This is a genomic window from Deinococcus radiophilus (genome assembly GCF_020889625.1).
Taxonomy (GTDB): Bacteria; Deinococcota; Deinococci; order Deinococcales; family Deinococcaceae; genus Deinococcus; species Deinococcus radiophilus.
In genome coordinates this window covers 102,291-127,504 of sequence record NZ_CP086380.1, presented here as the reverse complement: position 1 = coordinate 127,504, position 25,214 = coordinate 102,291, and the positions used below count along the sequence as shown (strand labels likewise).

General features: G+C 63.0%; 23 protein-coding genes, 1 tRNA gene and 3 pseudogenes. 13 read left to right on the top strand and 14 right to left on the bottom strand.

All coding sequences use genetic code 11. The annotated features are described in order from the left end of the window. Positions 1–66: 66 nt before the first annotated feature. The 5 genes from LMT64_RS00730 to LMT64_RS00710 form a co-directional block, all read right to left on the bottom strand. The gene (locus tag LMT64_RS00730) at positions 67–1,266 is read right to left on the bottom strand and encodes a thiolase family protein (protein WP_126352874.1); all 1,200 of its coding nucleotides are present in this window, start codon (positions 1,264–1,266) and stop codon (positions 67–69) included. A gap of 41 nt (positions 1,267–1,307) precedes the next feature. Next, positions 1,308–1,625: a DUF6881 domain-containing protein gene (locus tag LMT64_RS00725; protein WP_126352872.1), complete on the bottom strand. Its 318-nt coding sequence runs from the start codon at positions 1,623–1,625 to the stop codon at positions 1,308–1,310. Beyond that, positions 1,622–2,779 carry an alpha/beta hydrolase gene (locus tag LMT64_RS00720; RefSeq protein ID WP_229253254.1) on the bottom strand — a complete coding sequence of 386 codons (1,158 nt, stop codon included), beginning with the start codon at positions 2,777–2,779 and terminating at the stop codon, positions 1,622–1,624. Before LMT64_RS00720 ends, LMT64_RS00725 begins: the two co-directional genes overlap by 4 nt. A 95-nt stretch (positions 2,780–2,874) precedes the next feature. Then, positions 2,875–5,223, bottom strand: coding sequence for a 3-hydroxyacyl-CoA dehydrogenase/enoyl-CoA hydratase family protein (locus LMT64_RS00715; RefSeq protein WP_126352868.1), 2,349 nt, complete (start codon positions 5,221–5,223; stop codon positions 2,875–2,877). Positions 5,224–5,423: 200 nt separating this feature from the next. Beyond that, positions 5,424–6,176 (bottom strand): alpha/beta fold hydrolase, encoded by a 753-nt coding sequence (locus LMT64_RS00710; protein ID WP_126352866.1) that lies wholly within the window; start codon positions 6,174–6,176, stop codon positions 5,424–5,426. A 43-nt stretch (positions 6,177–6,219) separates the two neighbouring features. On the opposite strand from LMT64_RS00710, the gene LMT64_RS00705 reads away from it, so the two are divergent. Beyond that, on the top strand, positions 6,220–6,738 hold the full coding sequence (locus LMT64_RS00705) for a hypothetical protein (RefSeq protein ID WP_126352864.1): 519 nt from the start codon (positions 6,220–6,222) through the stop codon (positions 6,736–6,738). Positions 6,739–6,851: 113 nt separating this feature from the next. Then, positions 6,852–7,487: a histidine phosphatase family protein gene (locus tag LMT64_RS00700; protein WP_126352862.1), complete on the top strand. Its 636-nt coding sequence runs from the start codon at positions 6,852–6,854 to the stop codon at positions 7,485–7,487. Between the two features lie 6 nt (positions 7,488–7,493). On the opposite strand, the gene LMT64_RS00695 is transcribed toward LMT64_RS00700, so the two are convergent. Further along, positions 7,494–7,943: a pyrophosphohydrolase domain-containing protein gene (locus LMT64_RS00695; protein WP_324295863.1), complete on the bottom strand. Its 450-nt coding sequence runs from the start codon at positions 7,941–7,943 to the stop codon at positions 7,494–7,496. 539 nt (positions 7,944–8,482) lie between these two features. On the opposite strand from LMT64_RS00695, the gene rocF reads away from it, so the two are divergent. The 3 genes from rocF to LMT64_RS00680 all read left to right on the top strand — a co-directional run bounded on the left by rocF (position 8,483) and on the right by LMT64_RS00680 (position 10,997). Continuing rightward, positions 8,483–9,382: an arginase gene (rocF, locus tag LMT64_RS00690; protein ID WP_126352860.1), complete on the top strand. Its 900-nt coding sequence runs from the start codon at positions 8,483–8,485 to the stop codon at positions 9,380–9,382. A 172-nt stretch (positions 9,383–9,554) separates the two neighbouring features. Next, positions 9,555–10,454, top strand: coding sequence for an N-carbamoylputrescine amidase (gene aguB / locus LMT64_RS00685; protein ID WP_126352859.1), 900 nt, complete (start codon positions 9,555–9,557; stop codon positions 10,452–10,454). A 57-nt stretch (positions 10,455–10,511) separates the two neighbouring features. Further along, positions 10,512–10,997 (top strand): hypothetical protein, encoded by a 486-nt coding sequence (locus LMT64_RS00680; RefSeq protein ID WP_126352857.1) that lies wholly within the window; start codon positions 10,512–10,514, stop codon positions 10,995–10,997. Between the two features lie 8 nt (positions 10,998–11,005). Here the strand turns inward: LMT64_RS00680 and LMT64_RS00675 are convergent, their stop codons facing one another. The 3 genes and pseudogenes from LMT64_RS00675 to LMT64_RS00665 all read right to left on the bottom strand — a co-directional run. Further along, on the bottom strand, positions 11,006–11,383 hold the full coding sequence (locus tag LMT64_RS00675) for a RidA family protein (RefSeq protein ID WP_126352856.1): 378 nt from the start codon (positions 11,381–11,383) through the stop codon (positions 11,006–11,008). A gap of 113 nt (positions 11,384–11,496) precedes the next feature. After that, the gene (locus LMT64_RS00670) at positions 11,497–12,585 is read right to left on the bottom strand and encodes a PP2C family protein-serine/threonine phosphatase (protein WP_229253253.1); all 1,089 of its coding nucleotides are present in this window, start codon (positions 12,583–12,585) and stop codon (positions 11,497–11,499) included. Positions 12,586–12,892: 307 nt separating this feature from the next. Beyond that, a pseudogene (locus LMT64_RS00665) lies at positions 12,893–13,735 on the bottom strand (type II secretion system F family protein); the annotation flags it as partial. 62 nt (positions 13,736–13,797) lie between these two features. On the opposite strand from LMT64_RS00665, the pseudogene LMT64_RS00660 reads away from it, so the two are divergent. Continuing rightward, positions 13,798–14,884, top strand: a pseudogene (locus LMT64_RS00660) (transposase). On the opposite strand, the pseudogene LMT64_RS00655 reads toward LMT64_RS00660, so the two are convergent. Beyond that, positions 14,878–15,264, bottom strand: a pseudogene (locus LMT64_RS00655) (type II secretion system F family protein); the annotation flags it as partial. The pseudogenes LMT64_RS00660 and LMT64_RS00655 sit on opposite strands and share 7 nt — an antisense overlap. Before the next feature lie 102 nt (positions 15,265–15,366). Here LMT64_RS00655 and LMT64_RS00650 point away from each other — a divergent pair. The 6 genes from LMT64_RS00650 (at position 15,367) to LMT64_RS00625 (ending at position 20,768) form a co-directional block, all read left to right on the top strand. Then, positions 15,367–15,978 (top strand): L-threonylcarbamoyladenylate synthase, encoded by a 612-nt coding sequence (locus tag LMT64_RS00650; RefSeq protein ID WP_170166059.1) that lies wholly within the window; start codon positions 15,367–15,369, stop codon positions 15,976–15,978. Between the two features lie 50 nt (positions 15,979–16,028). Further along, the gene (gene scpB, locus LMT64_RS00645; protein WP_126353265.1) at positions 16,029–16,562 is read left to right on the top strand and encodes an SMC-Scp complex subunit ScpB; all 534 of its coding nucleotides are present in this window, start codon (positions 16,029–16,031) and stop codon (positions 16,560–16,562) included. Positions 16,563–16,602: 40 nt separating this feature from the next. Next, on the top strand, positions 16,603–18,066 hold the full coding sequence (gatA, locus tag LMT64_RS00640) for an Asp-tRNA(Asn)/Glu-tRNA(Gln) amidotransferase subunit GatA (protein ID WP_126353267.1): 1,464 nt from the start codon (positions 16,603–16,605) through the stop codon (positions 18,064–18,066). Between the two features lie 90 nt (positions 18,067–18,156). Further along, entirely contained in the window at positions 18,157–19,020 is an 864-nt protein-coding gene (locus LMT64_RS00635) for an HpcH/HpaI aldolase/citrate lyase family protein (protein WP_229253252.1), read from the top strand. Between the two features lie 84 nt (positions 19,021–19,104). Beyond that, on the top strand, positions 19,105–19,593 hold the full coding sequence (locus tag LMT64_RS00630) for a MaoC family dehydratase (protein ID WP_126353293.1): 489 nt from the start codon (positions 19,105–19,107) through the stop codon (positions 19,591–19,593). A 14-nt stretch (positions 19,594–19,607) separates the two neighbouring features. Beyond that, positions 19,608–20,768, top strand: coding sequence for a tRNA nucleotidyltransferase/poly(A) polymerase family protein (locus LMT64_RS00625; protein ID WP_126353271.1), 1,161 nt, complete (start codon positions 19,608–19,610; stop codon positions 20,766–20,768). Here LMT64_RS00625 and LMT64_RS00620 read toward each other — a convergent pair. From LMT64_RS00620 to LMT64_RS00610, 3 genes are all read right to left on the bottom strand, one after another. Next, complete coding sequence (locus LMT64_RS00620) at positions 20,765–21,409, bottom strand: site-2 protease family protein (RefSeq protein WP_126353273.1); 645 nt, start codon at positions 21,407–21,409, stop codon at positions 20,765–20,767. The genes LMT64_RS00625 and LMT64_RS00620 overlap by 4 nt on opposite strands. 3 nt (positions 21,410–21,412) lie before the next feature. After that, complete coding sequence (guaB, locus tag LMT64_RS00615; protein ID WP_324295862.1) at positions 21,413–22,927, bottom strand: IMP dehydrogenase; 1,515 nt, start codon at positions 22,925–22,927, stop codon at positions 21,413–21,415. A gap of 103 nt (positions 22,928–23,030) precedes the next feature. Next, entirely contained in the window at positions 23,031–23,312 is a 282-nt protein-coding gene (locus LMT64_RS00610) for an alpha-glucosidase C-terminal domain-containing protein (RefSeq protein WP_126353277.1), read from the bottom strand. A 93-nt stretch (positions 23,313–23,405) separates the two neighbouring features. On the opposite strand from LMT64_RS00610, the gene LMT64_RS00605 reads away from it, so the two are divergent. Further along, positions 23,406–23,481 (top strand) — tRNA-Ala (locus tag LMT64_RS00605). Between the two features lie 54 nt (positions 23,482–23,535). On the opposite strand, the gene LMT64_RS00600 is transcribed toward LMT64_RS00605, so the two are convergent. Further along, complete coding sequence (locus LMT64_RS00600) at positions 23,536–25,191, bottom strand: outer membrane protein assembly factor BamB family protein (RefSeq protein WP_126353279.1); 1,656 nt, start codon at positions 25,189–25,191, stop codon at positions 23,536–23,538. Positions 25,192–25,214 lie beyond the last annotated feature (23 nt).

Here is a 25,214-nt window from a genome sequence, read left to right as displayed (position 1 = left end):
TAGTGCATGGCGCAAAGAAAAGGGGCGCTCCCACTGCGGAAAGCGCCCCTCAGTCGAAGTTCGGCTTTAGTCCGCTGCCTGCTCACCTTCAGCCGGGTACACCTCAATCACGCCCGCTGCGCCCATGCCACCGCCGATGCACATGGTAATCAGGGCCTTGCCGCCGCCGCGCCGGCGCAGTTCGTAGATGGCGCTGGTGGTCAGCTTGGCGCCGGAGCAGCCGAGCGGGTGGCCCAGGGCGATGGCGCCGCCGTTCACGTTCAGCTTGCTCTCGTCAATGCCCAGCTCGCGCACCACGGCGAGGCTCTGGGCCGCGAACGCTTCGTTCAGCTCAATCAGGTCAATGTCGTCTAGAGCAAGGCCGGTTTGCTTGAGCACTTTGGGAATGGCCGCCACCGGGCCGATGCCCATGATTTCGGGGTCCACGCCCGCCACCGCAAAGCCCAGGAACCGGGCCAGAGGCTTCACGCCCAGCTCCTCGACCTTTTCTCCGCTCATCAGCAGCACAGCGGCGGCACCGTCCGAAAAGGGGCTGGAGTTGGCCGGGGTCACGCTGCCGCCCACCTTGAAGGCCGACTTCAGCTTGCCCATCGCTTCCAGGCTGGCGTCGTCACGAATCAGCTCGTCGGTGTCGAAGCTGACCGTTTCGGACTTGAGCTTGGTGCCTTTCAGGGTATCCACCTGCACCGGCACTGGCACGATTTCTTCCTTGAACCGGCCCGCATCACGCGCTGCGGCGGCTTTCTGGTGGCTGGCGAGGGCAAATTTGTCCTGGTCTTCACGGCTCACACCATACTTCTCGGCCACGTTCTCGGCGGTCATGCCCATGCCGATGTATGCACCGGGGCGGGTGTCCACCAGGTCGGGGTTGGGGCTGGGGTTGTGGCCGCTCATGGGCACCATGCTCATGCTTTCCACGCCACCGGCCAGCATCACGTCGGCCTGCCCAGTCTGAATGGCCGCCGCCGCCATGGCGATGGTTTGCAGGCCGCTGGAGCAAAAGCGGTTCACAGTCACGCCGCCCACGGAGTCGGGCATCCCGGCACGCAGCGCGGCGAGGCGGGCCACGTTCAGCCCCTGCTCGGCTTCGGGAATCGCGCAGCCGAGGTACACGTCCTCTACGATGTCGGCCTCGACTCCGGCGCGGCTGACGGCTTCGTTCAGCACCAGCGCAGCGAGGTCGTCGGGTCGAGTGTTGCGGAGGGTGCCTTTTACGCCGCGGCCAACGGGCGTGCGAACGGCAGATACGATGTAGGCGTCTTTCATCTGTTTTCTCCTTGGGTAAAAAGGTCTGAGGATCGAAAAGTTTAAGGGGCTAAGGGCCCGTGCCGGATTTCTTCACAGCGTTGCAGGCTTGGGTCTGCCCACAGAGTTTCAAATTCTTCCGCCGTGAGCAGGGTGGAAAGAAACACTTCGTCTTCGTCGGCGGCCAGTTCGGCCAGTGGGGGCCAGGGCACTTCTGCCAAGTCTCGCTCTGACATCAACCGCATCACTGTGCCATCTCGAAAAAGTTCTATTTTCCTCAGTTCATAGCGCTGTCCGTCCAGCTCAGCGGCAATGAAACGCGGCTCTTCTGGCGGGGCATCCCACCACTGAACCAGTTCGAAGGTAGCTGGGACATTCACGCTTTCACCCGCTGGATAAACGCTTCCAGCGCCGCCTCATACCGCTCTGGATCGATGTTCCAGCAGCGGATATGGCGTGCGCCTTCTACGGCATGCAGTTCCACCAGGTCCGGGCGGGCTCCGGCCAGGGCTTTGGCCTGCCAAAAGGGCACGGTTTTGTCGCTGGGGCTGTGGAACAGTAGGATCGGCACATCGAAGCGGGGCGCGGCAGCCAGTTGGTCCACGCTGCTGAAGTTCTGCCCACTGCGGCGGGTGACGATCTTTTCGATCATCCGGCCCACCGGCTTGGCGACCACTTGCGGCAGGCCACCCCGGCGGGCCTGACGGCGCAGAATGTCACGCCACTCCAGCGCCGGGGAGTCCAGCACTACACCGCGAACTGGAATGGGGTGCGGCGTAAAGCCGGGCCGCAGGGCGCTCAGGGCGATGTTGCCGCCCATGGAGTAGCCCATCAGCACGGCCTGGCGGTAGCCATTGTCCCGCGCCCATTCCAGCGCCGAAAGTACGTCTTCGGCTTCCACATCGCCCAGGGACAGGTAGCCTTTGCCCACACGGGGCGCGTCAAAGGCGTTGCGAAAGGTGACATACAGCTGCGCGGCCCCGGTGCGCTGAAGCGATTTCAGCACCCGCAGGCTCTGCGAACGCTGCCCGCCGTGCCCGTGAATCTGAATCACGATCAGGTCGCGCTCGCCTGATTCGGCAGGAATGTGCCAGGCGGGCAGATCACCTATGTCGGTGTGCACCACGACATTTTCGTACTCCACGTCCAGCTGGGCAGGCGTGCCGTTGTACACGAAGGACGACACCCAAGCGATCCAGCCGCTTTGGATGACCCCGCGCTCCTCCAGGACTGGGCGCTCCACGTAAGGACTGCGCCGTTCCACTGGTCCGACCAGCGCGTGACCGCGCACCGGGTTGAGCGGCACCACCCCCAGCACGTCCCGGCTGAGGCTTTCAGGCAGGGGCGGCAGGACGACATTCTCACCCCGGCGGCCCACCACCATGAACGTCCCCTTGATCCAGCGGGACTTGGAGCGCAGCAGCACCTCGGCGCCGACCAACGCTCCAAGGAAGATGGCGGCAAGGTAAGCAGCAAAGGCTACCGCAAGGGTGCGGGGCAGATTCTGGAGGCGGAAATGCTGTCGGATGTTCATGGTGTCCTTTGGCGCAGTCTAGGGGTCATGGGGTCCAGCGGTAGGAAAGATGACGTGGGGCACCGCAGCCATTGCGACTGGGCGCCCGGTGCCCGTCAGTTCCTGAGCGGCTTGCCCGTCTTGAGCATGTGCCCAATCCGCTGCTGGGTGCCCTTCTTGCCGGCCAGGGTGAGGAAGGCCTCGCGTTCCAGGTCCAGCAGGTGCTGCTCGGATACCCGTTGGCCCCGGTTGCGGCCCACGCCGCCGCTCAGCACGCGGGCCAGCTGTTCGCTGACCACCACGTCGTAATCAGTGATGTAGCCGGCCTGGCGCATGCCGTATACGGCGCTCTTGACGGCGGCCACGGCGTCCTCGCCCATCACGGGGATGTCCTGGCGCATCTGCGGCTGCACGTAGCCGGGGGCCAGGGCCAGCACGTGGCGCTTGGCTTCCTCAATCCGCAGGTTGGGGTTCATCACGACCGTGTCGCTCTCACGCAGCAGGCCCAGTTCTCTGGCTTCCAGGGCGCTGGTGCTCACCTTGGCGGTGCCGATCAGCTCGAAGGCGCGCTGCACGGCCGGCAGCAGCGGCTGGCCGGGTTGCAGCCCGTCGGTAAAGCGCAGCAGCATTTCCTTGGTGCCGCCGCCGCCGGGAATCAGGCCCACGCCTACCTCCACCAGACCCATATACAGCTCGGCGCTGGCGGTCACGTGGTCGGCGTGCAGGGTGAATTCGCAGCCCCCGCCCAGCGCCAGGTTATGCGGAGCCACCACGCAGGGGTGGGGGCTGAAGCGCAGGCTGGTGGTGGTGTTCTGGAACTCGCGGATGGTGGCGTCCATCTCGTCCCAGTCGTCGTCCTGCGCCATGCTGAGAATGGCAGGCAGGTTGGCCCCGGCGCTGAAGTTCTCGCCCTGGTTGGCGACCACCAGGCCGGCGTAGCCCAGCGCCTGCACCTGCTTGTGGGCTTCCTGAACCATCCGCAGCTGGTCCTCGCCCAGCGCGTTCATCTTGGCGTGCCACTCCACCAGCAGCACCCCATCCCCGATATCCAGCAGACTGGCGCCGGCCTTCTTCTTGATGACCTTGGTGGCATCTTTTTTCAGGTCGGTCAGGATCAGGTAGGGGGCCTGGAAAGCAGTCTTCTCGCCAGTCGGCGTGGTGATTTCGCCCTCACCGTAGAAGCGCTCAGCGCCGGAATCCTTCATCTTTTGGAGCAGCGGGGGCAGCGTCTTACCACTCTGCTCAAGGTTGGCAATCACGCGCTGCACGCCCAACAGGTCCATCGTTTCAAAGGGCCCAACTTCCCAGCCGAAGCCCCATTTCAGCGCATTGTCAATATCGGCCAGGCTGTCCGAGACATACCCGGCCATCTTGGCGGCGTACCAGAAGCCGTCGTTCAGGCTGGCGCGCATAAAGTCACCCTCCGGCCCTTCGGCGGTATACAGCCCTTCTAAGCGGGCGGCCAGTGGCTTGCCCTTGAGCCCTTCTGCCAGCGCGCTCTTGGCCTTGCCTTCAGCGGTGTATTCGCCGGTCTTCAGGTCCAGGCCCAGAATGACGGTTTTGCCATTCTCGTCCTTGGTCTTCTTGAAGAAGCCACTGCCGGACTTGTCGCCCAGGATGCCGCGTCCCACCATGTCACTGAAGTAGTCAGGCAGGGTAAAGTCCTCGTCGTCGCCGCTGTATTTCTGCAGGTCAGCCGCCACGTGGCTGATGATGTCCAGACCTGAGAGGTCGGCGGTGCGGAAGGTCGCACTCTTGGCGCGGCCTGCCACTGGCCCGGTCAGCGCATCCACCTGTGCGGGGGTCAGGCCCGCCTCGTCCATGTGCCGCAGTGCCCGCACGATGCCGTACACACCGATCCGGTTGGCCACAAAGCCCGGCACGTCGTTGGCGATCACGATGCCCTTACCGACGACCTTCTGCCCGAACTCGCGCAGAGCGTCCAGCACTTCGCCCCTGGTGGCGGCGGTCGGAATCAGTTCCAACAGGTGCAGGTAGCGCGGCGGGTTGAAAAAGTGTGCCCCGACGAAGCGGGCCTTGAAGTCGTCGCTGCGGCCTTCCAGCTGCATGGCCATCGGAATCCCGCTGGAGTTACTGGAGATGATGGCGGTCTTCTTGGCGACCTTCTCCACCTTCTCCCAGAGGTCGCGTTTCACATCCAGCTTTTCCAGCACCGCTTCAATGACCCAGTCGCAGTCCCCCACGTCGCCCAGGTTGTCTTCGAGGTTGCCAGGAGTAATCAGTGCGGCGTTCTTTTTGGACATGAAGGCGGCAGGGCGGGCCTTGAGCGCCTTCTCGATGCCCTGCTTGGCCAGGAAATTGCGGTCATCCTTGTCCGGCAGCACGATGTCCAGCAGACGTACCGGCACACCAGCGTTGGCCAGCTGCGCGGCGATGGCGGCGCCCATCACGCCTGCACCGATCACGGCAACTTTGCGAATAGGAAGATAAGGGTTGGCCTGCATGAAACCTCCTGTGACGCCTGAGCGTCGGAATCGGGGCGAAGAATTTTTGACTCGGTTCAAAGTTTAGTGGATGGTCAGGATGAATGTCCATGTTCAGGCTACCTTCCGGTTCTGGACGGCGGGAAAGTGGACCTTGGGTCTCTGCTGGTCAGAGCCTCGGCTGTTTCTTCATGTGCGGGAGGAACGGCGCTCAATGCCCATCAGGGACGCGGCTCTGCCAGCCAATGCCGCACGGCCTCCAACAACTGCGCCTCGGCCTGAGCGCGGCTCACTGTGGGCTGGCCATCACCCCGCTGCGGCCCATAACGTCCGAAGAACGCATGTACCACCCCGTCCAGACTGACCGCAGTGTGCTCAGGCAAGCGGGCCTGCGCCGCCTGCCAGTTGGCCCGGCTGAGCACACCGTCATGCTCGGCAGTCACGCTCAGGACCGCAAAAGGCGCCTGGCTCAGATCGGTGTTGTCTGGCGGGTAGGCGGCCAGCAGGATCAGGCCAGCCACCTTGTCCGGGTGCTGCCCGGCATACTGCGCAGCCATCGCCCCGCCGAGAGAATGCCCGGCCAGAATGACCCGTTTGCCCGCCCCCAGCTTTTCGGCGATGGGGCCAGCACGGTCCGCACCCATCACAGCCAGGTCTAGCGGAAAGACGGGAATGGCGGTTTCTATACCCTCAGCGGCCAGCGCACGCCCCAGCCACTCATAGGCCTGGGGCCGCACCAGCCCGCCAGGATAAAAGATCAGCAGGGTCTTGGCCTCCTGCCGAGCAGGACGAATGTGAATGAAGGGGACCGGCGACTGCTCCAATGTGACAGCAGCGTCCCGGCTCGCAGGGCCACTGACCGCGTCCTGCCCGATGATGAGCGGCGGGCGGAACAGATAGGGCACGGCCAACCCGGTCCCCAATGAGGCAACCAGCACCAAGGCCGGCCAGCAGCGGCGTAGGGCAGCAGACATGGCCGTCACTCTACGCTGACGGGGGACCGGCCATACTGGGGTCATGCCTTCTCCCGTGCGTCTGCTGCTGCCAGCCCTGCTCCCGTTGCTCAGCAGCTGCACCATCGTTTCGCCACACCGTGACCAGGCGCAGTGGACCACCTCGGTGCATGGCGTGACCGCGCACTGGCGCTGGGTGACTCCCGGCTCGCTGGGCGGGGTACTGACCACCCTGGGACACCAGCCGGAGAATCACACCACACCGCGCTATGCCGGGACAGCCATCACCCTGGGCAACACCGCACAGTGCGTGATTGACATTGACCCGGCCCTGTCGCGCGGCCGTCTGGTGGAAGTCGCCGCGCACGAGTTCGGGCACTGCGCTGCTGGCCGCTACAACAAGGTCAGCCTGAATACGGCCGGATTGGACGAGTATCACCGCCAACTGTTCGAGCGTTATGCCGAGCATTACGCCCGGCTGTACGTGGAGCAGTGCGGCCTGAGCCTGCGTCCACTGGGCTGGTTCGACTTGACTCCTGCCACCTGTGAGGTGGCCCCAGACCCGCGCCTGATTCGGCTGTAACACGATGTGGCGCGGTGGCAGGCCAGTGCCGTTTTCGTAAGCGGCCTCCATTCGCAGGGGGCGCCCTCCGTGAATCGCATCCACTCACCGGGCAATTTGTCATACTTGCCCGCATGACCGAATCCGGCACACTGATTCTGGCCCGGCATGGCCGCACCGCCCTGAATGCCGCAGGACGCTTTCAGGGACAGACCCAGACCCCACTGGACGAGTTGGGCCGCGCTCAGGCACAGGCCCTGGCCGCGCAGCTCTACACCGATGGGGTGCGAAAACCCGCGATCTATTCCAGCGATCTGCCCCGCGCCATCCAGACTGCTCAGGCCGTGCAAGAGCGGCTGGGCGGGACACTCCACACCGACGCCGCGCTGCGCGAAATAGAGTTCGGATCTTGGGATCAGCAGAGCATTTCCGGCATTGAGGAGCAGTTCCCTGACGACTACTGGCGCTTCCGGGGCGGCGATCCTTCGTTCGTATGCCCCGGCGGGGAATGTGGGCACGACGTGGTCGCACGGGCCTACGGCTACCTGCAAGCCCATCTGCCTGGCCCCGGCGAAACGGCGGTGGTGGTGGCGCACCAGCTGACCATCTTCGCGCTGCTGACCCGGCTGCTGGACGAGGATTATCAGACGGTCTGGCCCACCCGCCGCTTCAATCATGCCAACGCCGCTTTTTCACGGCTCACGTACCAGGGGGGCGCAGTGGTAAACGCCGAGCTGGCCCTAAGTGAACACCTCGCCGGACTAGAGTAGCCAGGGTCAGCCTTCCTGCAATTGCCGCTCCAGCACGGCGCGGATATCGGCGGGCTGCCACCCGGCAGGCTTGAGCAACTTGCCATCTTCACGGACCGGGCCACCCATCTTCTGCATGTTGGCAGCGTGTACGGCAGCAAAGGTCGCTTCGGCATCCACACCCAGCTGGGTCAGGGTGCCGTAGGCGACATAAAGCAGGTCGGTCAGCTCGTGGGCCAGTGGCGCCAGGGCAGTGGCTGGGTCGGTTTCTGAAGCTCCTTCTGAAGCTCCATCCAACCGCTGTGCCAGCACCTCCAGTTCCTCCTCTACTTCCTGCCACTCCTCGCGCAGCAACCCGGCGCGGAAGGCCAGCAGCTCCGGGCTGGGCAGGGTTGGGTGCTCAGGCGGCGCTTCCCCGACAGCCTCTTGAAATTCCTTCAGGGCGGCAGTAGGCATGAGGGCAGATGGCAGGCTCACGGTGCCTAGCATAGTGGCTCGGCAGGGTCGCCTAAAAGTCAGGGCCTGTGACACCATATAGGCACAAGGAAAAAGCCCCCAGCGAACGCTGAGGACTTCTTCTCTTTGGGGCGGGTGACAGGGCTTGAACCCGTCTGCTGCCAACTTTGGCCCGCTCGTACGTCCGTTTTGTGGCTCCCATGCCGGAAGCGAGGTGGACGTCTCCCTCGGATCAGATACGCGCTGCCCTCTTCCGGAAATTGAATATTCGGAGCAGCGTATACCGCTTTATGATCCAGCTTCATCAGTTTGGACCATTGGGTCTTGCATAACCTTGACAAGTATGACACCCCCCTGTCATGGCATTGTGAAGTGATGCTGACGCAACCTTGAACAAACTACGCTACGTATTTTCATCCAGCAGCGCGGTATGAGCTCGGGGGCTAGGGGCCAATATCTGCTGTTCGGCAGCAGAGCACAGGCCGCCAATCCCAGGACATCCGCCCCTATAAAGTTGCAGAGCCGTGGTATAGGGCAGTGGCCGCGCTAGGCTGAAGCTCATGAACATCAATATCCTCGGTATTCCCATGGACCTGGGGGCAGGGCGGCGTGGTGTAGACATGGGCCCCTCCGCCCTGCGTAACGCCCAGCTCTGCCAACGTCTGTGCGAACTGGGTCATCAGGTGAAGGACCTGGGGGATGTGCCCGTGGCCCTGCCCGAAACCATTGACAAATTTTCCGGCAGTGGCCTGGATTTCCGTGACCCTATCCTGGAGGCTGGCCGCGCCACTGTAGAGCGTCTGCGCGGATTACCAGACGGCGTATTCCCCATTACCATCGGCGGGGACCACTCGATTGCGATAGGCACCGTGGCCGGCAACGCCCTGCGCGGGAGTGCCGAGGGTCACCGTATGGGCCTGATCTGGGTGGATGCCCACACCGATTTCAATACCCCGGAGATCAGCCCCAGTGGCAACATTCACGGCATGCCGGTGGCGCAGCTGTGCGGCCTGGGCGACGCAGATCTGGCCTCGCTGGCGGGCGACTGGCGCCTGGACCCCCGCGACATCGTGATGATCGGCATTCGCAGCGTGGACCCCAAAGAAGCGGCGCTGGTCCGCGAACACGGCATCAAGATCTACACCATGAAGGACGTGGATCAGCTGGGCATGACCCGGATTGCCGAAGAGGCCCTGGAGTACCTCTCAGGGGTGGACCGCCTGCATGTATCCTACGACGCCGACGCCCTGGACCCCAGCGTGACCCCCGGCACCGGCACGCCCATTCCCGGCGGCCTCAGCTACCGCGAAGGCCACCTGCTGATGGAACTGCTGTGCGAGTCGGGTCGGGTGACCAGCCTGGACATCGTGGAAGTCAACCCCATTCTAGACGACAAGAACAAGACGGCTGAAGTGATGGTGGCGATGGCTGCCAGCCTGCTGGGCCTGCGGATCCTGTAACCAGGAGGCAGAAGGAGGCAAGGCTTCTCACTTCCGCCTGCTTCTTTCCACCTTCTGCGCCACGTAAAGATAAACATAGAAGGCGGCTCTGTGGTAAAGGCTCTCCTCCATTTGCGGGCGTAATGGTCGATCCTCACGCCGCCCGCTGGACCAATTTCTCTACAATGGCCCCATGACCCGCCAAGGCACTCCCGACACCGTACAGCTGGCTGTGATTCAGATGCACATGACCGATCAGATGGAAGATAACCTGACCCGCGCTGAGGGCCATGTGCGTGACGCGGCTCAGGCCGGGGCGCAGGTGATCTTGCTGCCCGAGCTGTTCGAGAACCTGTATTTCTGCCAGGCCGAGCGTGAGGACTACTTCGGGCTGGCCCATCCGGTTGAAGGCCACCCTTTTATTCCCCGCTTTCAGGCGCTCGCCAGAGAACTAGGAGTGGTCCTGCCGCTCAGTTACTTCGAGGCAGCCGGTCAGGCCTACTACAACTCGCTGGTGTGTATTGACGCGGACGGCGAGGTACTGGGCAATTACCGCAAGACTCACATCCCCGACGGCCCTGGCTACGAGGAGAAGTACTACTTCAACCCTGGCGACACCGGCTTCAAAGTCTGGGACACCCGCTTTGGGCGCGTAGGTGTGGGCATCTGCTGGGACCAGTGGTACCCCGAAACGGCCCGCGCCATGATGCTGCTGGGCGCTGACTTTTTGCTGTATCCCACCGCTATCGGGACCGAACCCGCCGAGGTGGAAAGCCCCAACAGTCATCACATGTGGCAGCGGGCCATGCAGGGCCACGCGGTGAGCAACAGTACCTATGTAGGGTCATGCAACCGAGTGGGCACCGAAGTCGTGGAAGGCACCGAACAGACCTATTACGGCCACTCATTTGTCGCGGATTACACCGGAGCCATCGTGGGCGAGCTGGATGAGGCGGAAGAGGGTTTCCTGATGCAGACCCTGGATCTGGCCGAGGCCCGGAAGTTCCGTGCTGGCATGGGCTTTTTCCGCGACCGCAGGCCGGAGCTCTACGGTCCACTGATGACTACAGATGGCGTTACCCGCCGAGGCTAAAGTCCACAATTAAGCCACTGCTCAACTTTTGCCCAGGGCACTCTCAGCCTCCGGGCCATGCTGATCGGAGTCCTGACCGCGCAATTAGATACGGCCATGGGCCTCGGCCTGATCAGCGTCATGCTGCTCGTGTATGGCGCTGTCTATGCGATCTGGTTTGATCTGCTCCTGACCGCCCTGCGGCAATTTCTGGCACAGGCAACCGCACGCCTTCAGGAGACTGCCCAGGTGTTGAAGCCCGCTGCTGAGCCCTTCAACACCTGGTGCACCATCCTGGTCGTCTTGCAAATCCTGAGCCTGCTGATCAGTCTGCCCAGCCTTTTGATAGGAGCGGATGCCGTAGGACCCGTCGGCGGACTGCTGGCCCTTTTGCTGCTCGGGACGGCGGCCCTGTACATCCTGCCGCTCTGGCCACTGGCCGCTTTGCCCTCGGTCTGGTTGGGGCATTGGAGAGCGGGCAGACTCCCACAGCAAATCTCGCCACATCGCCGATCAGCTGGGTCGGCACTGCCACAAACGTCCCAAGAGGCTCTTCTTGGCTGAAATCAAGGTCAGTGCAGCTCGGCCACAGCCTCAATCTCGACCAGGGCGTCTTTGGGCAAGCGGGCCACCTGCACCAATGAGCGCGAGGGATAGGGACGCTCAAAGTAGCCGGAATACACTTCGTTGATCTCCGCAAAGTCATCCATGTTGGCCACGAAAATGGTGGTTTTGACCACACGGTCGTAATCGGTTCCGGCAGCCCGCAGCACGGCGCCCAGGTTCTCCATCACCTGTTTGGTCTGGGCACGGGCGTCACCGCCTACCCACTCGCCCTGTGCATTCAGTGCGATCTGGCCGCTGGTCATCACCAGATTGCCCATCACCACAGCTTGGCTGTATGCCCCGATCGCTGCCGGTGCCTGATCCGTCTTGACTTCCTGTTTCATGGCCTCCACTATATCCAGCCGCTCATTGCCAAGCCCTCAGAGTGCACGCGAATCTAGATCGCTACAGGTTTGGCCTGAGGTTCCGCATCAAGTCTGCACTGGGGACAAATGCTCTAAAAATCCACAATCTGCTGCCCGCGCCAGGGTGGACCGCTACTTGCCGCAGCACATCCAGTGCAGGCTTCGGGGCGCAGAATCGGAGCGACCAGCGCAGACCTGGCCAGGCGCCGACTGTAATTGAGCATCATGGCAAGCAGGACCAGTCCAATCAGTGCCACCACGGCCCGGTGAGCCGGCATCAGGGCCAGGGTCAAAAAAATCAGATAGACCATGCCCAACATGAGATAGTTGGCCGGCTGACCCTGGCGCAACTCGCTTAGCAGCTGCTGTGCCGGGACCGGGCCCTGAACTTTGCGCCCTGGCAAGTGTGCGGGGGGACGCCCACCCGGCTGCACCACGTCAATCACGACCGCCGAAATATTGTCGGGACCACCCGCCTGATTGGCCTGAGCAATCAGGGTCTGGGCCACTCGCTCAGGCGAGCGGGGAAGTTCCAGCAGCGCCAGGAGCTTCTCATCACTCACCGGACCATAGAGACCATCGGTACACAGCAGCAGACGGTCCCCCTGCTGCAGTTCCAGCCCCAACAATTCCAGACGCAAAGTAGCCTCGCCGCCCAGCGCATTGCTGACCACATTGCGCCAGCGGTGGGCCTGGGCCTCTTCGGCGCTGAGTTCGCCTGCCCGTAACTGGTCCGATACCCAGGAATGATCATCGGTCAGGCGGTACAGCCGTGATTGACGCAGCAAATAGGCCCGCGAGTCACCGACATGGGTCAGGTAGACAGCGCCAGGCACGATGACGGCGCTCAGTAAGGTGGTCCCCATCCCGAGGAGCTCACCGACGGCGCGCTCTACGACGGCTCGGTTGGCCGCTTCAGCAGCGTGAATGGTGCGCTGGTCCAGTGGTTCACGGCCCTGCTCCAGCCGCTCTAGATAAGTGTCCAGGGCCAGCCGCGCTGCCAGGTCACCGGCCACATGCCCGCCCATCCCGTCGGCCACTGCAAAGACCTGGCCCTGCAGCAAATCCGCTTGCAAAATCCGGTCCTGGTTGGGATGCCCCCGCCGACGCTTACCAGTATCCGTCAGCCCAAAAGCCCGCACCTCCGCAGAACCGCTGTGACCGGCGGCTCGCCTAAACAAACCTTCTCCAGACAGCAGCCAAGTCAGGGGTGTTCGACCAAGCAGCAAAAGCAAGTTTATTGGGCAAAAAGGGCATAAGGACTCCGGCTGACTGGCAACGATCTGGTCAGGCCAGTCTGCTCAGTGCTGACTCCATCCTAGTGCAATCTGTGAAGGTTTAGAGCAAAAAGTAAGAAAGATGAAATGGCCTGGGGTGAGGCGGTAAAGCCTCCCCCAGAGCAACACCCATCTGGCAGCAGAAAAAAGAAGCGAGAGCCACGACTGACTCCCGCTCCTAACTGTGTCTCCAGCACTTTGAGGCTAAAGCTCAGGCACTCAGGGTGTTGATGATCGAGAACATCGGGGTGAACATCCCCAGTACGATAAACAGCACGATGCCCCCCAGCGCGACGATCATGATCGGCTCGATGGCGGCCGTGAGACTGTCCACAGCTTCTTCGACTTCGCGGTCATAAAAGTCGGCCACTTTTTCGAGCATGTCGTCCAGTGCGCCGGTTTCCTCCCCGATGGCGACCATGCTGGTGACCATCGGCGGGAACACTGGACTGGCGGCCAGGCTGCCACTCAGCGGTTCACCAACCGTCACCACGTTTTTACCGTTTTCGATGGCCTCTTCGACAATGGCGTTGTTGGCCGTGCCTTTGGTGATATCCAGCGATTCGATGATGTTTACACCGCTGCTGAGCAGCAGGCCCAGCGTCCGGCTAAAGGACGCGATGGCTCCCTTGCGGGTCAGCGGCCCCAGCAGTGGCATCTTGAGCTTGATCTGGTCAATGACTCGTCGTCCCTGCGGGGTTCCGTAGTACCAACGGTAGGCGGCGTACAGGATGCCCAGAATCAGCACAATGACCCAGGTATAGCTCTGCAAAAAGTCCGACATGGCCATAAGCAGGCGAGTGATGATCGGCAGTTCGGCGTTCATGGAGGTCAGGATGTCCCCGAAAGTTGGAACCACGAAGCGGATCAGTCCCCAGGTGATCAGCAGGGCAAACACCAGCACGATGGTGGGATAAGTGAGTGCCTTTTTCACCTTGCCGCGCAAGGCCAAATCTTTTTCCTGAAACTCAGCGATACGGTCCAGGATCAATTCCAGCGTACCGGAAGTTTCCCCGGCACGGACCAGGTTCAGGTAGAGGCGATTGAAGGCCTTACTCATAACTTGCACCTGTATAGGTAGACAGAAAGCGCTCCCAGAGCTGAAATTCTGGAAGTGTGAACAAACAGGTTTCAGGGGAGCGCGCCCGTATTCTCGCACAGCAGGTTCTGGGGATTCCAGAGACGCTGTACCAGCAGCGAAGCTTGCAAGCTTCGCTGCACCTCTTCCACAGTCCAGGCCAGAAGACCAAGTTCAGCCAGGCTGAGGGAGTCAGTCCCAGCGCACTGAGCCGTTTCTTCAACATCTATGACTGGGATTCAGACCGTTGCTGGGAAGAGATGCAGGATTTCCAGTGGCGCATCCTGCTGGATGCAGCCCGCCACAAACGCAGACCTCGTCTGCGTCTCAGCGTGGACTTGACCACGGTGGAAAAGGTGGGAACTCAGCTGCCCTATGTCAGCGTCTACAACGGCAGGCACGGCATCCATCTGGTGGTCTTGTTCGCCGAATATGGGGAACTGAAATTCCCCATTTCTTACCGGGTTTACCAGGGCAAGCACACCAGCACCCCGGTCACGCTGGCCCTCGACTTGCTGGAAGAGGTGCCAGAATTCGTGGGGAAACGCTTTCAGGTCTGCGTACTGGCGGACAGCGGATTCGAATCCGCTGTCTTTCTGGACGGTGTGCAGCGTCTAGGTTTCGAGTTTGTGGTGGGTGTGCGGAGCAACCGACGCACGGATCATCCTGGGCGGGTGACGGTGGCGGATTGTCCGCACGGAGGGTATGTCAACCTCGCCAATTGGCCACTGGAAACGCTGTCTCTGGGGAGGATCGACCGTGGGGACCGCGAATTCTTCGCGGTGTCGTCCGAGCTGCTGGAGGGGGATGACATCCTGGCCGAAGGTAGGCGGCGCTGGGCGCTGGAATCCTTTTTAAGGAGGGGAAGCATCAGTTTGGGTTGGCGCAGTTCGCGTTGCGAACTGCCAGGGCCTGGACCGCTGGATTCTGATGGTCTTCCTGGCGTTCACCCTGACCACACTGCACCGCTCAGAGGACATGACCTTGAAGGAAGCTGCACGCTTGGCTCTCTACACCTTGTTCCCCGAAGTCAGGCTCAACCACCTGCTGAACCAACTTCAAAAAGAGCAAGAATTCCTGCACCAGCACGGCTATTCGCTCAGCTATGCAAGGTGCAAGTTATGAGCCTTAGGGTGCTTGGCCATTGACTCGCTGAGTGGCAAACCACCTTCAACATCAATTCGGATTTTACGGACCATCTCCTGAAAGGCCTTGTGTTCAATCTGCTTTTGCATGATGTTCAGTGATTGCACCAGCGGTACACCAGCATTGATCAGGGTCGCCATCTGACGGCTAAACAGCGCCACCGTCTTCAGATCTGGTGGGCGCTGCAAGCCTGGAATGTTGATATCGGCATTTAGGCCAGTTGCAGGCTCTTTGATGTCGAGAATAAAAAGCTTGCGTGACCGCAGCGCCTCACGCACCTGCGCAATATTGTCTGCCTCCATCTGTGACGTCAGAATCTTGCCTGAGCCGTCGCGGACCCTGTACTGAAATACACCCATAACAAAAGTATAGAAAACTCTCAGCTTCGGGAACCTTACAATGTCGGGTGTGCTTGTCTTTGTCCACTTCACTGCCCGCTCATGTATGGGGGTGATACCCGAATGATTATCCCTCCTCCCATCCTGGGACCAGATAAAACTGCCGCCTTTCCCACTGAAACAGTCTGGGGTTTGGCCGCGCCAGCCACCCTGGCTGGGTGGAATACCCTACGGCGAATCAAAGGACGCGCTGAGGGTCATGCTTTTCAGGTGTCCTGCGCCTCAGCGGAACTGGCACTGGCCTGGGCTGCCGAGCCGGAGCTGCTGCGCCAATTATCAGAGCTGTGGCCTGGTCCACTGACACTGGTGGTGCAGGCTGCAGCAGACGTACCCACTAAGCTGGCGCCTGATGGCTGGGTGGGGCTCAGGGTTCCAGCGCATCCTGCTGCCCAGGCCCTGCTACAGGCGAATGGCGGACGGCTCATCACCAGCAGTCTGAACCGCAGCGGCGAGCCAACCGCCCGGACCGAAGCTGAGGCGAGAGCCCTGGGGCTGGCCGACTATGTCGTGCCTGACGGGGGTCATGCTCCCAGCGGACAGGCCAGTACCGTGCTGCGGGTGCAACCAGGTCAGCTGGAAGTGCTGCGGGCTGGGCCGCTGAGGGCAGAGGCCTTACGCGAACACTTGCAGGGCCATGGCCTGGAGGAACTGAAGATTGTTGGAGCCGGTCTCTAACTTCTTCAGCGCAGGGGCCGATTGGTCAGCGGCTATGATGATGGGCCGACATGTCCAGCGAAGCCCCGACTCCCCTGCATCTCATCAGTGCCGCGCTGCTGGCAGCTGGCCGGCCCGTACGCCTCAAAGAGCTGACCGAACTGACCCATCTCAGTGAAGACGGTGTGATCCGGGTCATGAGTGAGGTAGGGCGCCGCTTCGGTGAACTGGGCCTGGCCGTGGAGCGGGTGGCCGGTGGGTACCGATTGTACGTACCACCTGAGCTGGGCGCACAACTGGCGCCGCTGCTGGCACCGCCGCCGCTGCCACCCCTCAGTCATGCCGCGCTGGAAGTGCTGGCTGTGATTGCTTACCGGCAGCCCGTGACCCGCGCCGAAATTGAGGCCATGCGTGGCGGCAGTGCTTCTACTCTGGTCACCCTGCAAGAACGTGAACTGGTACGGGTCACGGGCCGCAGCGACGCAGTGGGTCAGCCGCTGCTGTACGGCACGACCCAGAAGTTCCTGCTGGAATTCGGACTGGGATCGCTGGACGAACTGCCGCCACTGGAAGGCAGCGACTTCGCAGAACTGCTGCGGAGCTAAAGAAGCGCCAAGAGGACGCCTGACAGATACACTGGGCGTCATGTCCAGCCTGCCCTCTCCTGCCGTATCCATCGCTCAGGCCGTCCGGAGTGGTGGCCTGCCCATGACGCAACCTGCCAACGAGGCCCTAGCCCGCATCCGAGCCGCTTCTTCCCTGAACGCCGTGCTGAGCGAAGTGGACCCCAGTGAACAGCTGCAAGCCCTAGAAGGTCGCCTCGGAAGTGGTGAAGCGCTGCCGCTCGCTGGCGTGCCGGTCATCATCAAGGACAACCTCAATCTACGCGGCACCGTGACTTCCTGCGCCAGTGGGATGCTGGCCGAGTACCGCTCCCCCTACACCGCCACCGCCGTGCAGCGACTGATGGACGCCGGAGCCGTGATCGTGGCCAAGGCCAACCTGGACGAATTTGCCATGGGGTCCAGCACCGAGAACAGCGCCTTTGGCCCCACACTCAATCCCTGGGGTGAGGGCCGCGTGCCCGGCGGCAGCTCAGGCGGGAGCGCCGCCGCCATCGCTGCCCGGCTGGCTCCACTCACGGTGGGCAGTGACACTGGCGGCTCGGTCCGTCAGCCAGCGGCCCTCTGTGGCGTCTACGGCCTCAAGCCGACCTATGGCCGCATTTCGCGCTCCGGACTGGTTGCCTATGCCAGCAGCCTGGATACGGTGGCTCCTTTCGCCCTGAGTGCTGCCGACCTGGCGCTGATGATGGGCGTGATGTCGGGCCAAGACCCGCTGGACGCCACCAGCCTGCAGACTTCCGCCGATTTCAGCGCTGAGCCACTGGACCTGGCAGGTCTGCGGGTGGGCCTGGTTACTCAGGGAAAACGTGGAGCCACTCTTGGCGTTCTCAGCGCGCTGGAAGCGATGCAAACCACTCTGGAAACCGCAGGCGCCGAGGTTGAGGAAACCAGCCTGCCGCACCTCGACAACGCAGTGGCCACCTATTACGTCATCGCGATGGCCGAGGCCAGCTCCAACCTGTCACGTTTTGACGGAATGCACTACGCCCGCCGTACGGGTGAGGGCGGCGCCACCGAGACGATGATCCAGAGCCGTGAAACGTTCCTGGGCGCTGAGGTCCAAAAGCGCATCATGCTGGGCACCTTTATCCTGAGCAGCGGCTACTCGGAGCGGTACTACACCAAGGCCCTGCAAGTCCGCCGCCTGATCGCGGACGAGTTCACGCAGGCCTTTGAGCGCTTCGATGTGCTGCTGATGCCCACCAGCCCCTTTCCGGCCTTCCGCCTGGGCGAGCGCAGCGGCGATCCGCTGGCCATGTACGCCGCCGACGTGAACACCGTGGCCGTCAACCTGGCCGGAATCCCCGCGCTGAACGTGCCCGCCGGATTCGAAGAGCTGGACGGCCAGCGCCTCCCAGTGGGCCTGCAATTTGCCGCCCGCGCCGGAGACGACACCCGCCTGGTCGCCCTGGCTGCCACGCTGGAAGGACTTGGAGCTGTGCAGCTGGAAGTGCCACTGGGCTACCAGGAGTTTGGGGTGTGAAGGCTCCGTAGAACTCTGGGCGTGGGCAGGAGGAGTAGCAGGAGTCGTCACAGCCTGTCTCCCCCCGCCTTCTTCCCTACAATGTTCCCCATGACCGCCAACCCAACCGCCGCCCTGCCCCGGCCCCGCTCGGTGCTGTTCGCCCCAGCAGGCCGCGCCGACCTGATTGCCAAACTGCCCCGCTCCGCTCCTGACGCGGTCGTCATTGACCTGGAAGACGCCGTGCCCGCCACGGCCCAGGCCAAAGCGTACGCCCGGCCTATCGCCGGTGAGGGCAGCGAAACGCTGGCTGGGGAGCACCCAGAGCTGGCCGTCTTTGTGCGGGTCAACTCGGTGCATTCGCCCTTTTTTCAGGACGATCTGGCGGTTCTGCACACTGGTCTGGCCGGAGTGGTGGTCCCCAAGCTGGAATCCGCCGCCGACGTGACGCTGACCCGTGACGCATTGAGGCAACAGAGCCTGGACCTGCCGATCCTGGCCGGCCTGGAAACCGGCGCGGGGGTCTGGAATGCCCGCGAAATTCTGGGCGAGGCGGGTGTACCCTGGGCCTATTTCGGTGCAGAAGACTACATCACCGACCTGGGCGGCGTCCGCACGCCGGACAATACCGAGGTGCTCTACGCCCGCTCGCAGGTGGCCCTGGCTGCCCGGCTGACCGGTACGCACGCGCTGGACATCGTGGTCACAGTGCTGAACGACGAGCCCCGCTTCCGGGCGGACGCTACGCAGGGCCGCAGCCTGGGCTACGGGGGCAAGCTCTGTATTCACCCGGCCCAAGTGACGCTGAGCAACGAACTGTTTGGCGTCAGTGAGGCTCAGCGTGAACGCGCTCAGGCACTGCTGCAAGCCGCCGCCGAAGCGGCCCAGGCCGGGCATGGGGCCTTCAGCTTTGAGGGTCAGATGGTGGACGAGCCGATGTTGGCATCCGCCCGCGCGGTATTGGCTCAGGGTTGATCCTCGCCGAACTTGCAACTTCCGAAAAGCACCTAATTCCCCTATCTCAAGGAGCACCCCATGACCACCCCCACCGATCCCACGCTGAATGCCGACCTGCTGCGTCCCCAGGGGCGCTACTTCGGGGAGCTGCCGGTTGGCGCCGTGATCCGTCACCGCGTAACGCGCACGCTGACCGAAAGCGACAACATTCTGTTCACGACCCTCACCATGAACCCGCAGCCGCTGCACTTGGATTTCGAATACGCCAAGCAGAGCGAGTTCGGCCAGCCGCTGGTCAACTCCATGATGACCCTCAGCCTGCTGGTGGGCCTCAGCGTGCATGAGCTGACGCTGGGCACCTTGATCGCCAACCTGGGCTTCGGGGAAGTCAAGTTCCCGGCTCCCGTCTTTCACGGCGACACCATCCGCGCCGAGTCGGAGGTGTTGGAGGCACGGGCCAGCAAGAGCCGTCCAGGGCAGGGCGTGGTCACGGTGCGTCACCGCGCCTTCAACCAGCGCGGCGAAGTCGTGGCCGAGTGCAGCCGCACCATGCTGATGCAGGGTCACCCGACCGCTCAAACCGAGAACTGATCGTCCTCTCTGAGATGGACCACCGCGCCCCAGCCCTTTCGCCAGAAACTGCTGCTCAGCAGGTCAGACAGGCCCTGCCTGACGCGGACCGTGATTTTCTGGCGGGCCTGGTTGTCGACGCTGCCGGAGCGCCACTGGCCCTCGTAGGCGGTGCAGTGCGCGATGCCCTGTTGGGGGTTCCTGATGCCACGCCAGATCTGGACATCGTGCTGGACACCCGGCATGGGGCAGACCTGGGCACAGTAGCCCAGCGCTACAGCGCGCGCACCGGCCAGCCGCACCTCTTTTATCCAGAGTTTCAGAATGCGTCGCTGTCACTCCCAGATGGCCGCCACGCCGATCTGATCCGGGCCCGGCATGAACACTACCCGGTGGCGGGTCAGCGCCCCGAAGCCCAGCCCGGCAGTTTGCAAGAAGACTTGCAGCGGCGTGACTTCGGGGTCAATGCCTTGGCGCTGACCCTCTGCGGTCCCCTGGCCCTGCTGGACCCCTGCGGCGGCCTGGCCGACTTGCAGGCCCGGCAGTTGCGCCCGCTACATTCGCAGTCTTTTTACGAGGACGCCAGCCGCCTCGTCCGGGCGGCACGGCTGGCGGGGCGGCTGGGATTGGACGCCCATCCAGAATTGCTGCGGCAGGTGCCGGACGCCTTAGTTATGGCCCTGCACACCCCACGCCTCTGGGCCGAGCTAGGGTTGCTGCTGCATGAACCGAATCCAGCTCAGGCCGCTGCCATGTTACGCGACTGGGGCGCGGGTCAATTGCTCCCGCCTGGAACCGAGGAGCTTTGGCGGCAACTCTATGCAGCAGGCACAGATCAGGCCAGTTACGCGGCGGCGCTCCTGCACATGGCTCCAGAGCCACAGCCGTGGCAAGAGCGCCTCGCCCTGGGGACCGGCCCCGCCCGCTTGTTGGAGCGTGCCCTCTCACACGATGTTTTCCCAACCGGCAGCCCCGAAGCCATCTTGCGCCGCACACTGCTACCGGAGCGGCCCGACTACCCCGCACTCCAGGGCCGTGACCTACTGACAGCGGGGTGGTCGCCAGGACCAACGCTGGGACAGGCCCTGAGCTACCTGCAGGGCCTACGTGAACGGGGGCAGGTCAGCTCGCAGGCAGAAGAATGGGCCGCGCTGCACGAGTGGCAGGCACGGCCCGAATCAGGGAACAGAAACTAGAACGAAAAGACCAGTCCCAGGGCGAATTGCTGCATCATCCCGATAAACCGACCGATTGGACCCCGAAACAAGAGGATGAAGCCCATCACCAGCAGGAAACTCATTGGATTACGCTCAAATTGTTGCAGCGCCCGGCCCAGCGACGGCACCAGCCCGGACAGGATGCGGCTGCCGTCCAGCATCGGGATGGGGAGCAGGTTAAACACCGCCAGCACCACATTCAGGCTGAAAAAGGTCAGCAGAATGCGGCCCAGAGTGGTCAGGCTGTCATAGTTGGCTCCGAAGACTGCATCGGCGGGCAGCAGACGCATCAACAGAGCCGCGATGATGGCCAGCAGGATGTTGCTGAGTGGTCCAGCCGCCGCCACCCAGAAGTTCTGCCAGCGGCCCAGGCGGGCCATGTTCACCATCACCGGCTTGGCGTAGCCAAAGCCTGCGACCAGCAGCAGCAGTGTGCCGAAGGGATCGAGGTGCTTGACCGGGTTCAGCGTGACCCGGCCCTGGGAACGCGGGGTGGGATCGCCAAATCGGTCCGCTGACCAGGCGTGCGCGAACTCGTGAAAGGCCAGCGCCATGACCAGCGCCAGCGCCGTGATGATAAAGGCCGTCGGGTCCGACTGCAGAAGACCGAGCAAGCCCACAGCCTAGCGGCCCCCGCCGTAGTTGGGAGCCTCTTTGGTAATGGTCACGCCATGCGGGTGGCTCTCGACCAGGCTGGCCCCGGTGATCCGCACGAACTGGGCGTCACGGCGCAGCGTGTCCAGGTCGGGTGCGCCGCAATAGCCCATGCTGGACTTCAGGCCACCCGCGAACTGGTACAGCACCTCGCCCGCCGTGCCCCGGTAAGCCACGATGCCTTCAATGCCTTCAGGAACATATTTGCGGGTGCCGCTCTGGAAGTAGCGATCACTGCTTCCTTCACCCATCGCGCCCAAAGACCCCATGCCCCGGTAGGACTTGTAGCGGCGGCCATCGCGCAGCACCATCTCGCCGGGGGCTTCGTCGGTGCCGGCCAACATGCTCCCCACCATCACGGCGCTTGCGCCCGCCGCAATGGCTTTGGGTACATCGCCCGTCTGCTTGATGCCGCCGTCGGCAATCACCGGAATCCCGGCTTCCATCGCGGCGGCGCTCGCCTCAAAGATCGCGGTGATCTGTGGCACACCCACCCCCGTCACCACACGGGTGGTGCAGATGGAACCGGGGCCGATGCCCACTTTGACCGCGTCGGCTCCGGCCAGGATCAGGTCCTGGGCGCCCTGGCGGGTGGCGATGTTGCCGCCGATCACGTCCACGTCAAAGCGGGCCTTGACCTGCTCCAGAGCCTGCAAAATGCCGCGTGAGTGGCCGTGGGCACTGTCCAGCACCAGCACGTCGGCCCCGGCAGCGACCAGTGCGGCAGCGCGGTCCATCAGGTCCTTGGATACGCCGATGGCCGCCGCGACGCGCAGACGGCCCAGGTCGTCCTTGGCGGCGTTGGGGTACTTCATGCGCTTGGTGAGGTCCCTGATGGTGATCAGGCCGCGCAGGTGGCCTTCCGCGTCGGTGACCAGCAGTTTTTCGATCCGGTGCTGCTTGAAGATCTCGCGGGCCTGTTCCAGCGTGGTGCCGACCGGCACGGTGACCAGATTCTCCTTGGTCATCACGTCATACACCGGAGTATTCAGGTCATCCACAAAGCGCATATCGCGGTTGGTGATGATGCCCTGGAGGTGCCCCTCAGCGTCCATGATCGGCACGCCGCTGATCCGGTATTCACCCATCAGGCGGTCGGCCTCGCCCACGGTGGCGGTGGAAGGCAGGGTGATCGGGTCGGTGATCATGCCGCTTTCGGAGCGCTTGACCTTGCGGACCATCTCGGCCTGCGCGTCGATCGGCATGCTCTTGTGGATCACGCCGATACCGCCTTCACGAGCCAGGGCCACGGCCATCTGGGTCTCGGTGACGGTGTCCATGGCCGCACTGATAAAGGGGATGTTCAGCCGGACCCGGCGGGTCAGCTGGGTCTGGATGTTGACGTCGTTGGGCAGCACACTGCTGTGGCGCGGGGTCAGCAGCACGTCGTCAAAGGTCATCCCCTCGCGGCCAAACTTGTAGGCGAATCGGGAAGCCTGCTCGGCGCTGGCTTCGGCAGAAAGCTGGTGGGGCGCGTCAGTCATGCCCGACAGTGTACCCCCCACCGGGAAACTTCATGGTGGCCTGATTCGGACCTCATGGCCAGTTCATAGCCCTGTACTGTCCCTTTTTACTCACCCGAGCAGCTCAGCCGCAGCAGTACACCACGGCTTCATAAGGGCGCAGGGTCAAGTCCTGAGCTGGGCCACGTTGCGGTGGGTCAGGGTAGTTACCGATGACCAGCGTGTCACCTTCCAAAAGAGCGAGTGGCACGGGCACCGTCTCTGCCGAGAAGTTGCAGACGATCAGCGCCCGCTCTCTCTCCAACCTGCGCTCGTAGGCGAGCAGTTGTGGGTGACCTTCCAGCAGAGGCCGGATCTCGCCCTGCTCGCCCTGGGCATCCAGCGGTTGCAACCGCTGGATCAGCATCAATGAGCGAACGCAGACTTGCCGTAGGAGCGAGAGAGGTGCTATATTTCCTGATGCTCTCAGCTATTTGTATGCGTCACAGAGCGTCCATTTGGGGTTATAGCTCAGCTGGGAGAGCGCGTCGTTCGCAATGACGAGGTCAGGGGTTCGAATCCCCTTAACTCCACCAATCTAAAAAGGCCACCCTGAGAAGTCCGGGGGCCTTATTCACGTCATGTCACACTCAGGGGGTCTGGGCTGGGCTAGGCCGTTCTACCGCAGCAGGGGCTGATGCAGGAGCAACCTGCACCGGGTGGGCATACAGCGTGATCCAGTCCAGTGGCCAGACCTGGGTGGCACCTTGCCACTCCACCGTCAGGCTATCGGCGGCGGGGGTCACGCGGGCACCCAAGACCCGCCCCAATTCCACGATGCTGACGTACGACACACCGTTCACATCGGTCACTGGGAGGGTCCAGCTCTGCTCGGCCATGTTGAGGCTGACCTGTCCTCCCTCGGTTCCAATCACCGTGCCGCCGAAGCGCTGAGCCAGGTCAGCCAGCGGCACATGCACCCGGCGGTTCACCAGGCGGAGCGGAAGCGCAGCACCGTCAGGGGCAGCCACAAGGGGTGGAGAAGTGACGGGCGCCGTCGGAGTAGGTTGGAGGGCCACCAGATCAGCTGAAGGAGGCACAGGAGAGGTCGTAGGCGGCGTGGCTCCTCCAGTCAGGGCCAGTTCCTGTGGGCCTGCCAGCGCACGGCGGGCGGCCAACCAGGGAGCCTGCTCCGCAGCAGTTAGGGAACGGCCCCAACCCTGCGGAACTCCCCGGAAGGATGACCAGGGGCCGGCGGCCTGGGGCCAGGGACTCCTGTAAGCCCTCAACTGGCCGTCCGCCGTCACCAGCCAGGTGCCGTCGTCCGCCACAGTAATGGGTGTATCGATCCGCTCGCCCAGATCCTGGCTCCCCATGGCGGCCCCCATCTGCGAGACGCGGTGCAGTACGCCGCTCAGGTCGCCGACCAGCAAATCCCCGTTCCAGAGTTCAGTGGCTGGCACGGTGATCGCTGCGCCCGCCTGATAGGTCCAGGCCGGAGTGCCGTCCAGTCCGAAGGCTTGCACCTGCCCCCCGAAACTGCCCACCACCACTTGACCTGCCGCCGTAACGATAGGGGAGGCATTCACGAAACCACCGGCAGGCTGCTTCCAGCGCAGTTCTCCCGCAGAGGTCAGCGAATACAAATGGCCGTCAGCTGAGCCGAAATAGATGTTGCCTGACGCATCTAGCGCCGGAGAGCTGAACACCGAGCGGCCCGCTTTGTAACGCCAGCGCTGGGTACCATCTGGGCCATAGGCAAAGACCGTTCCCGACTGCGACCCCACAACCACCTGCCCATCCGGACCGACAGCCGGACTGGAGTAGCTGGGGCTTCCCAGACGCTGACGCCACAGCACTTCTCCAGCTGCACCAAGGCGGTAGAGGCTGCCTCCCGCCGTGGAGACGACCGCTGAACCATCAGGCAGCAGCGCTGGGCTGGCAAAAATGTCACCGTCCAGTCGGGTCTTCCAGAGTTGCTGACCTGCTGGGTCAAAGGCATAGAGCGAGTCGTCGTACACGGCAGCCAACACCGAACCGTCAGGCCGCAGGAGTGGAAAAGCGCGGCCAATATCGCCCACAGCCACTTTCCACAGGGTCTGTCCTGCCGCGTCCAGTCGGTACAGCTCGCGTCCAGAGGTCAGAACCGTGATCTGACCGTCATTGCTGGCAGCGCCGGACAGCACGCCCAGTGGGGCGGTCCAGGTAGGAACATTCAAATCCTGCGCCGAGCCCGCGCCCATCAGCGCTAGCGTCAGGGTGAAGCCACAAATGGGCCGGAACATCCATTCTCGAAGAGTTCTCATAAGTTCGGTCCTTCCTTTATCGG

What these genes read in the sequence shown, in the direction of transcription:
- guaB (WP_324295862.1), bottom strand. Translation starts at nt 22,927, where the DNA reads ATGACTGACGCGCCCCACCAGCTTTCTGCCGAAGCCAGCGCCGAGCAG.
- LMT64_RS00600 (WP_126353279.1), bottom strand. Translation starts at nt 25,191, where the DNA reads ATGAGAACTCTTCGAGAATGGATGTTCCGGCCCATTTGTGGCTTCACC.
- LMT64_RS00720 (WP_229253254.1), bottom strand. Translation starts at nt 2,779, where the DNA reads ATGAACATCCGACAGCATTTCCGCCTCCAGAATCTGCCCCGCACCCTT.
- LMT64_RS00705 (WP_126352864.1), top strand. Translation starts at nt 6,220, where the DNA reads ATGCCTTCTCCCGTGCGTCTGCTGCTGCCAGCCCTGCTCCCGTTGCTC.
- LMT64_RS00680 (WP_126352857.1), top strand. Translation starts at nt 10,512, where the DNA reads ATGCTGATCGGAGTCCTGACCGCGCAATTAGATACGGCCATGGGCCTC.
- scpB (WP_126353265.1), top strand. Translation starts at nt 16,029, where the DNA reads ATGTCCAGCGAAGCCCCGACTCCCCTGCATCTCATCAGTGCCGCGCTG.
- LMT64_RS00715 (WP_126352868.1), bottom strand. Translation starts at nt 5,223, where the DNA reads ATGCAGGCCAACCCTTATCTTCCTATTCGCAAAGTTGCCGTGATCGGT.
- LMT64_RS00610 (WP_126353277.1), bottom strand. Translation starts at nt 23,312, where the DNA reads ATGCTGATCCAGCGGTTGCAACCGCTGGATGCCCAGGGCGAGCAGGGC.
- LMT64_RS00730 (WP_126352874.1), bottom strand. Translation starts at nt 1,266, where the DNA reads ATGAAAGACGCCTACATCGTATCTGCCGTTCGCACGCCCGTTGGCCGC.
- gatA (WP_126353267.1), top strand. Translation starts at nt 16,603, where the DNA reads ATGTCCAGCCTGCCCTCTCCTGCCGTATCCATCGCTCAGGCCGTCCGG.
- rocF (WP_126352860.1), top strand. Translation starts at nt 8,483, where the DNA reads ATGAACATCAATATCCTCGGTATTCCCATGGACCTGGGGGCAGGGCGG.
- LMT64_RS00710 (WP_126352866.1), bottom strand. Translation starts at nt 6,176, where the DNA reads ATGTCTGCTGCCCTACGCCGCTGCTGGCCGGCCTTGGTGCTGGTTGCC.
- LMT64_RS00635 (WP_229253252.1), top strand. Translation starts at nt 18,157, where the DNA reads ATGACCGCCAACCCAACCGCCGCCCTGCCCCGGCCCCGCTCGGTGCTG.
- LMT64_RS00625 (WP_126353271.1), top strand. Translation starts at nt 19,608, where the DNA reads ATGGACCACCGCGCCCCAGCCCTTTCGCCAGAAACTGCTGCTCAGCAG.
- LMT64_RS00700 (WP_126352862.1), top strand. Translation starts at nt 6,852, where the DNA reads ATGACCGAATCCGGCACACTGATTCTGGCCCGGCATGGCCGCACCGCC.
- aguB (WP_126352859.1), top strand. Translation starts at nt 9,555, where the DNA reads ATGACCCGCCAAGGCACTCCCGACACCGTACAGCTGGCTGTGATTCAG.
- LMT64_RS00675 (WP_126352856.1), bottom strand. Translation starts at nt 11,383, where the DNA reads ATGAAACAGGAAGTCAAGACGGATCAGGCACCGGCAGCGATCGGGGCA.
- LMT64_RS00650 (WP_170166059.1), top strand. Translation starts at nt 15,367, where the DNA reads ATGATTATCCCTCCTCCCATCCTGGGACCAGATAAAACTGCCGCCTTT.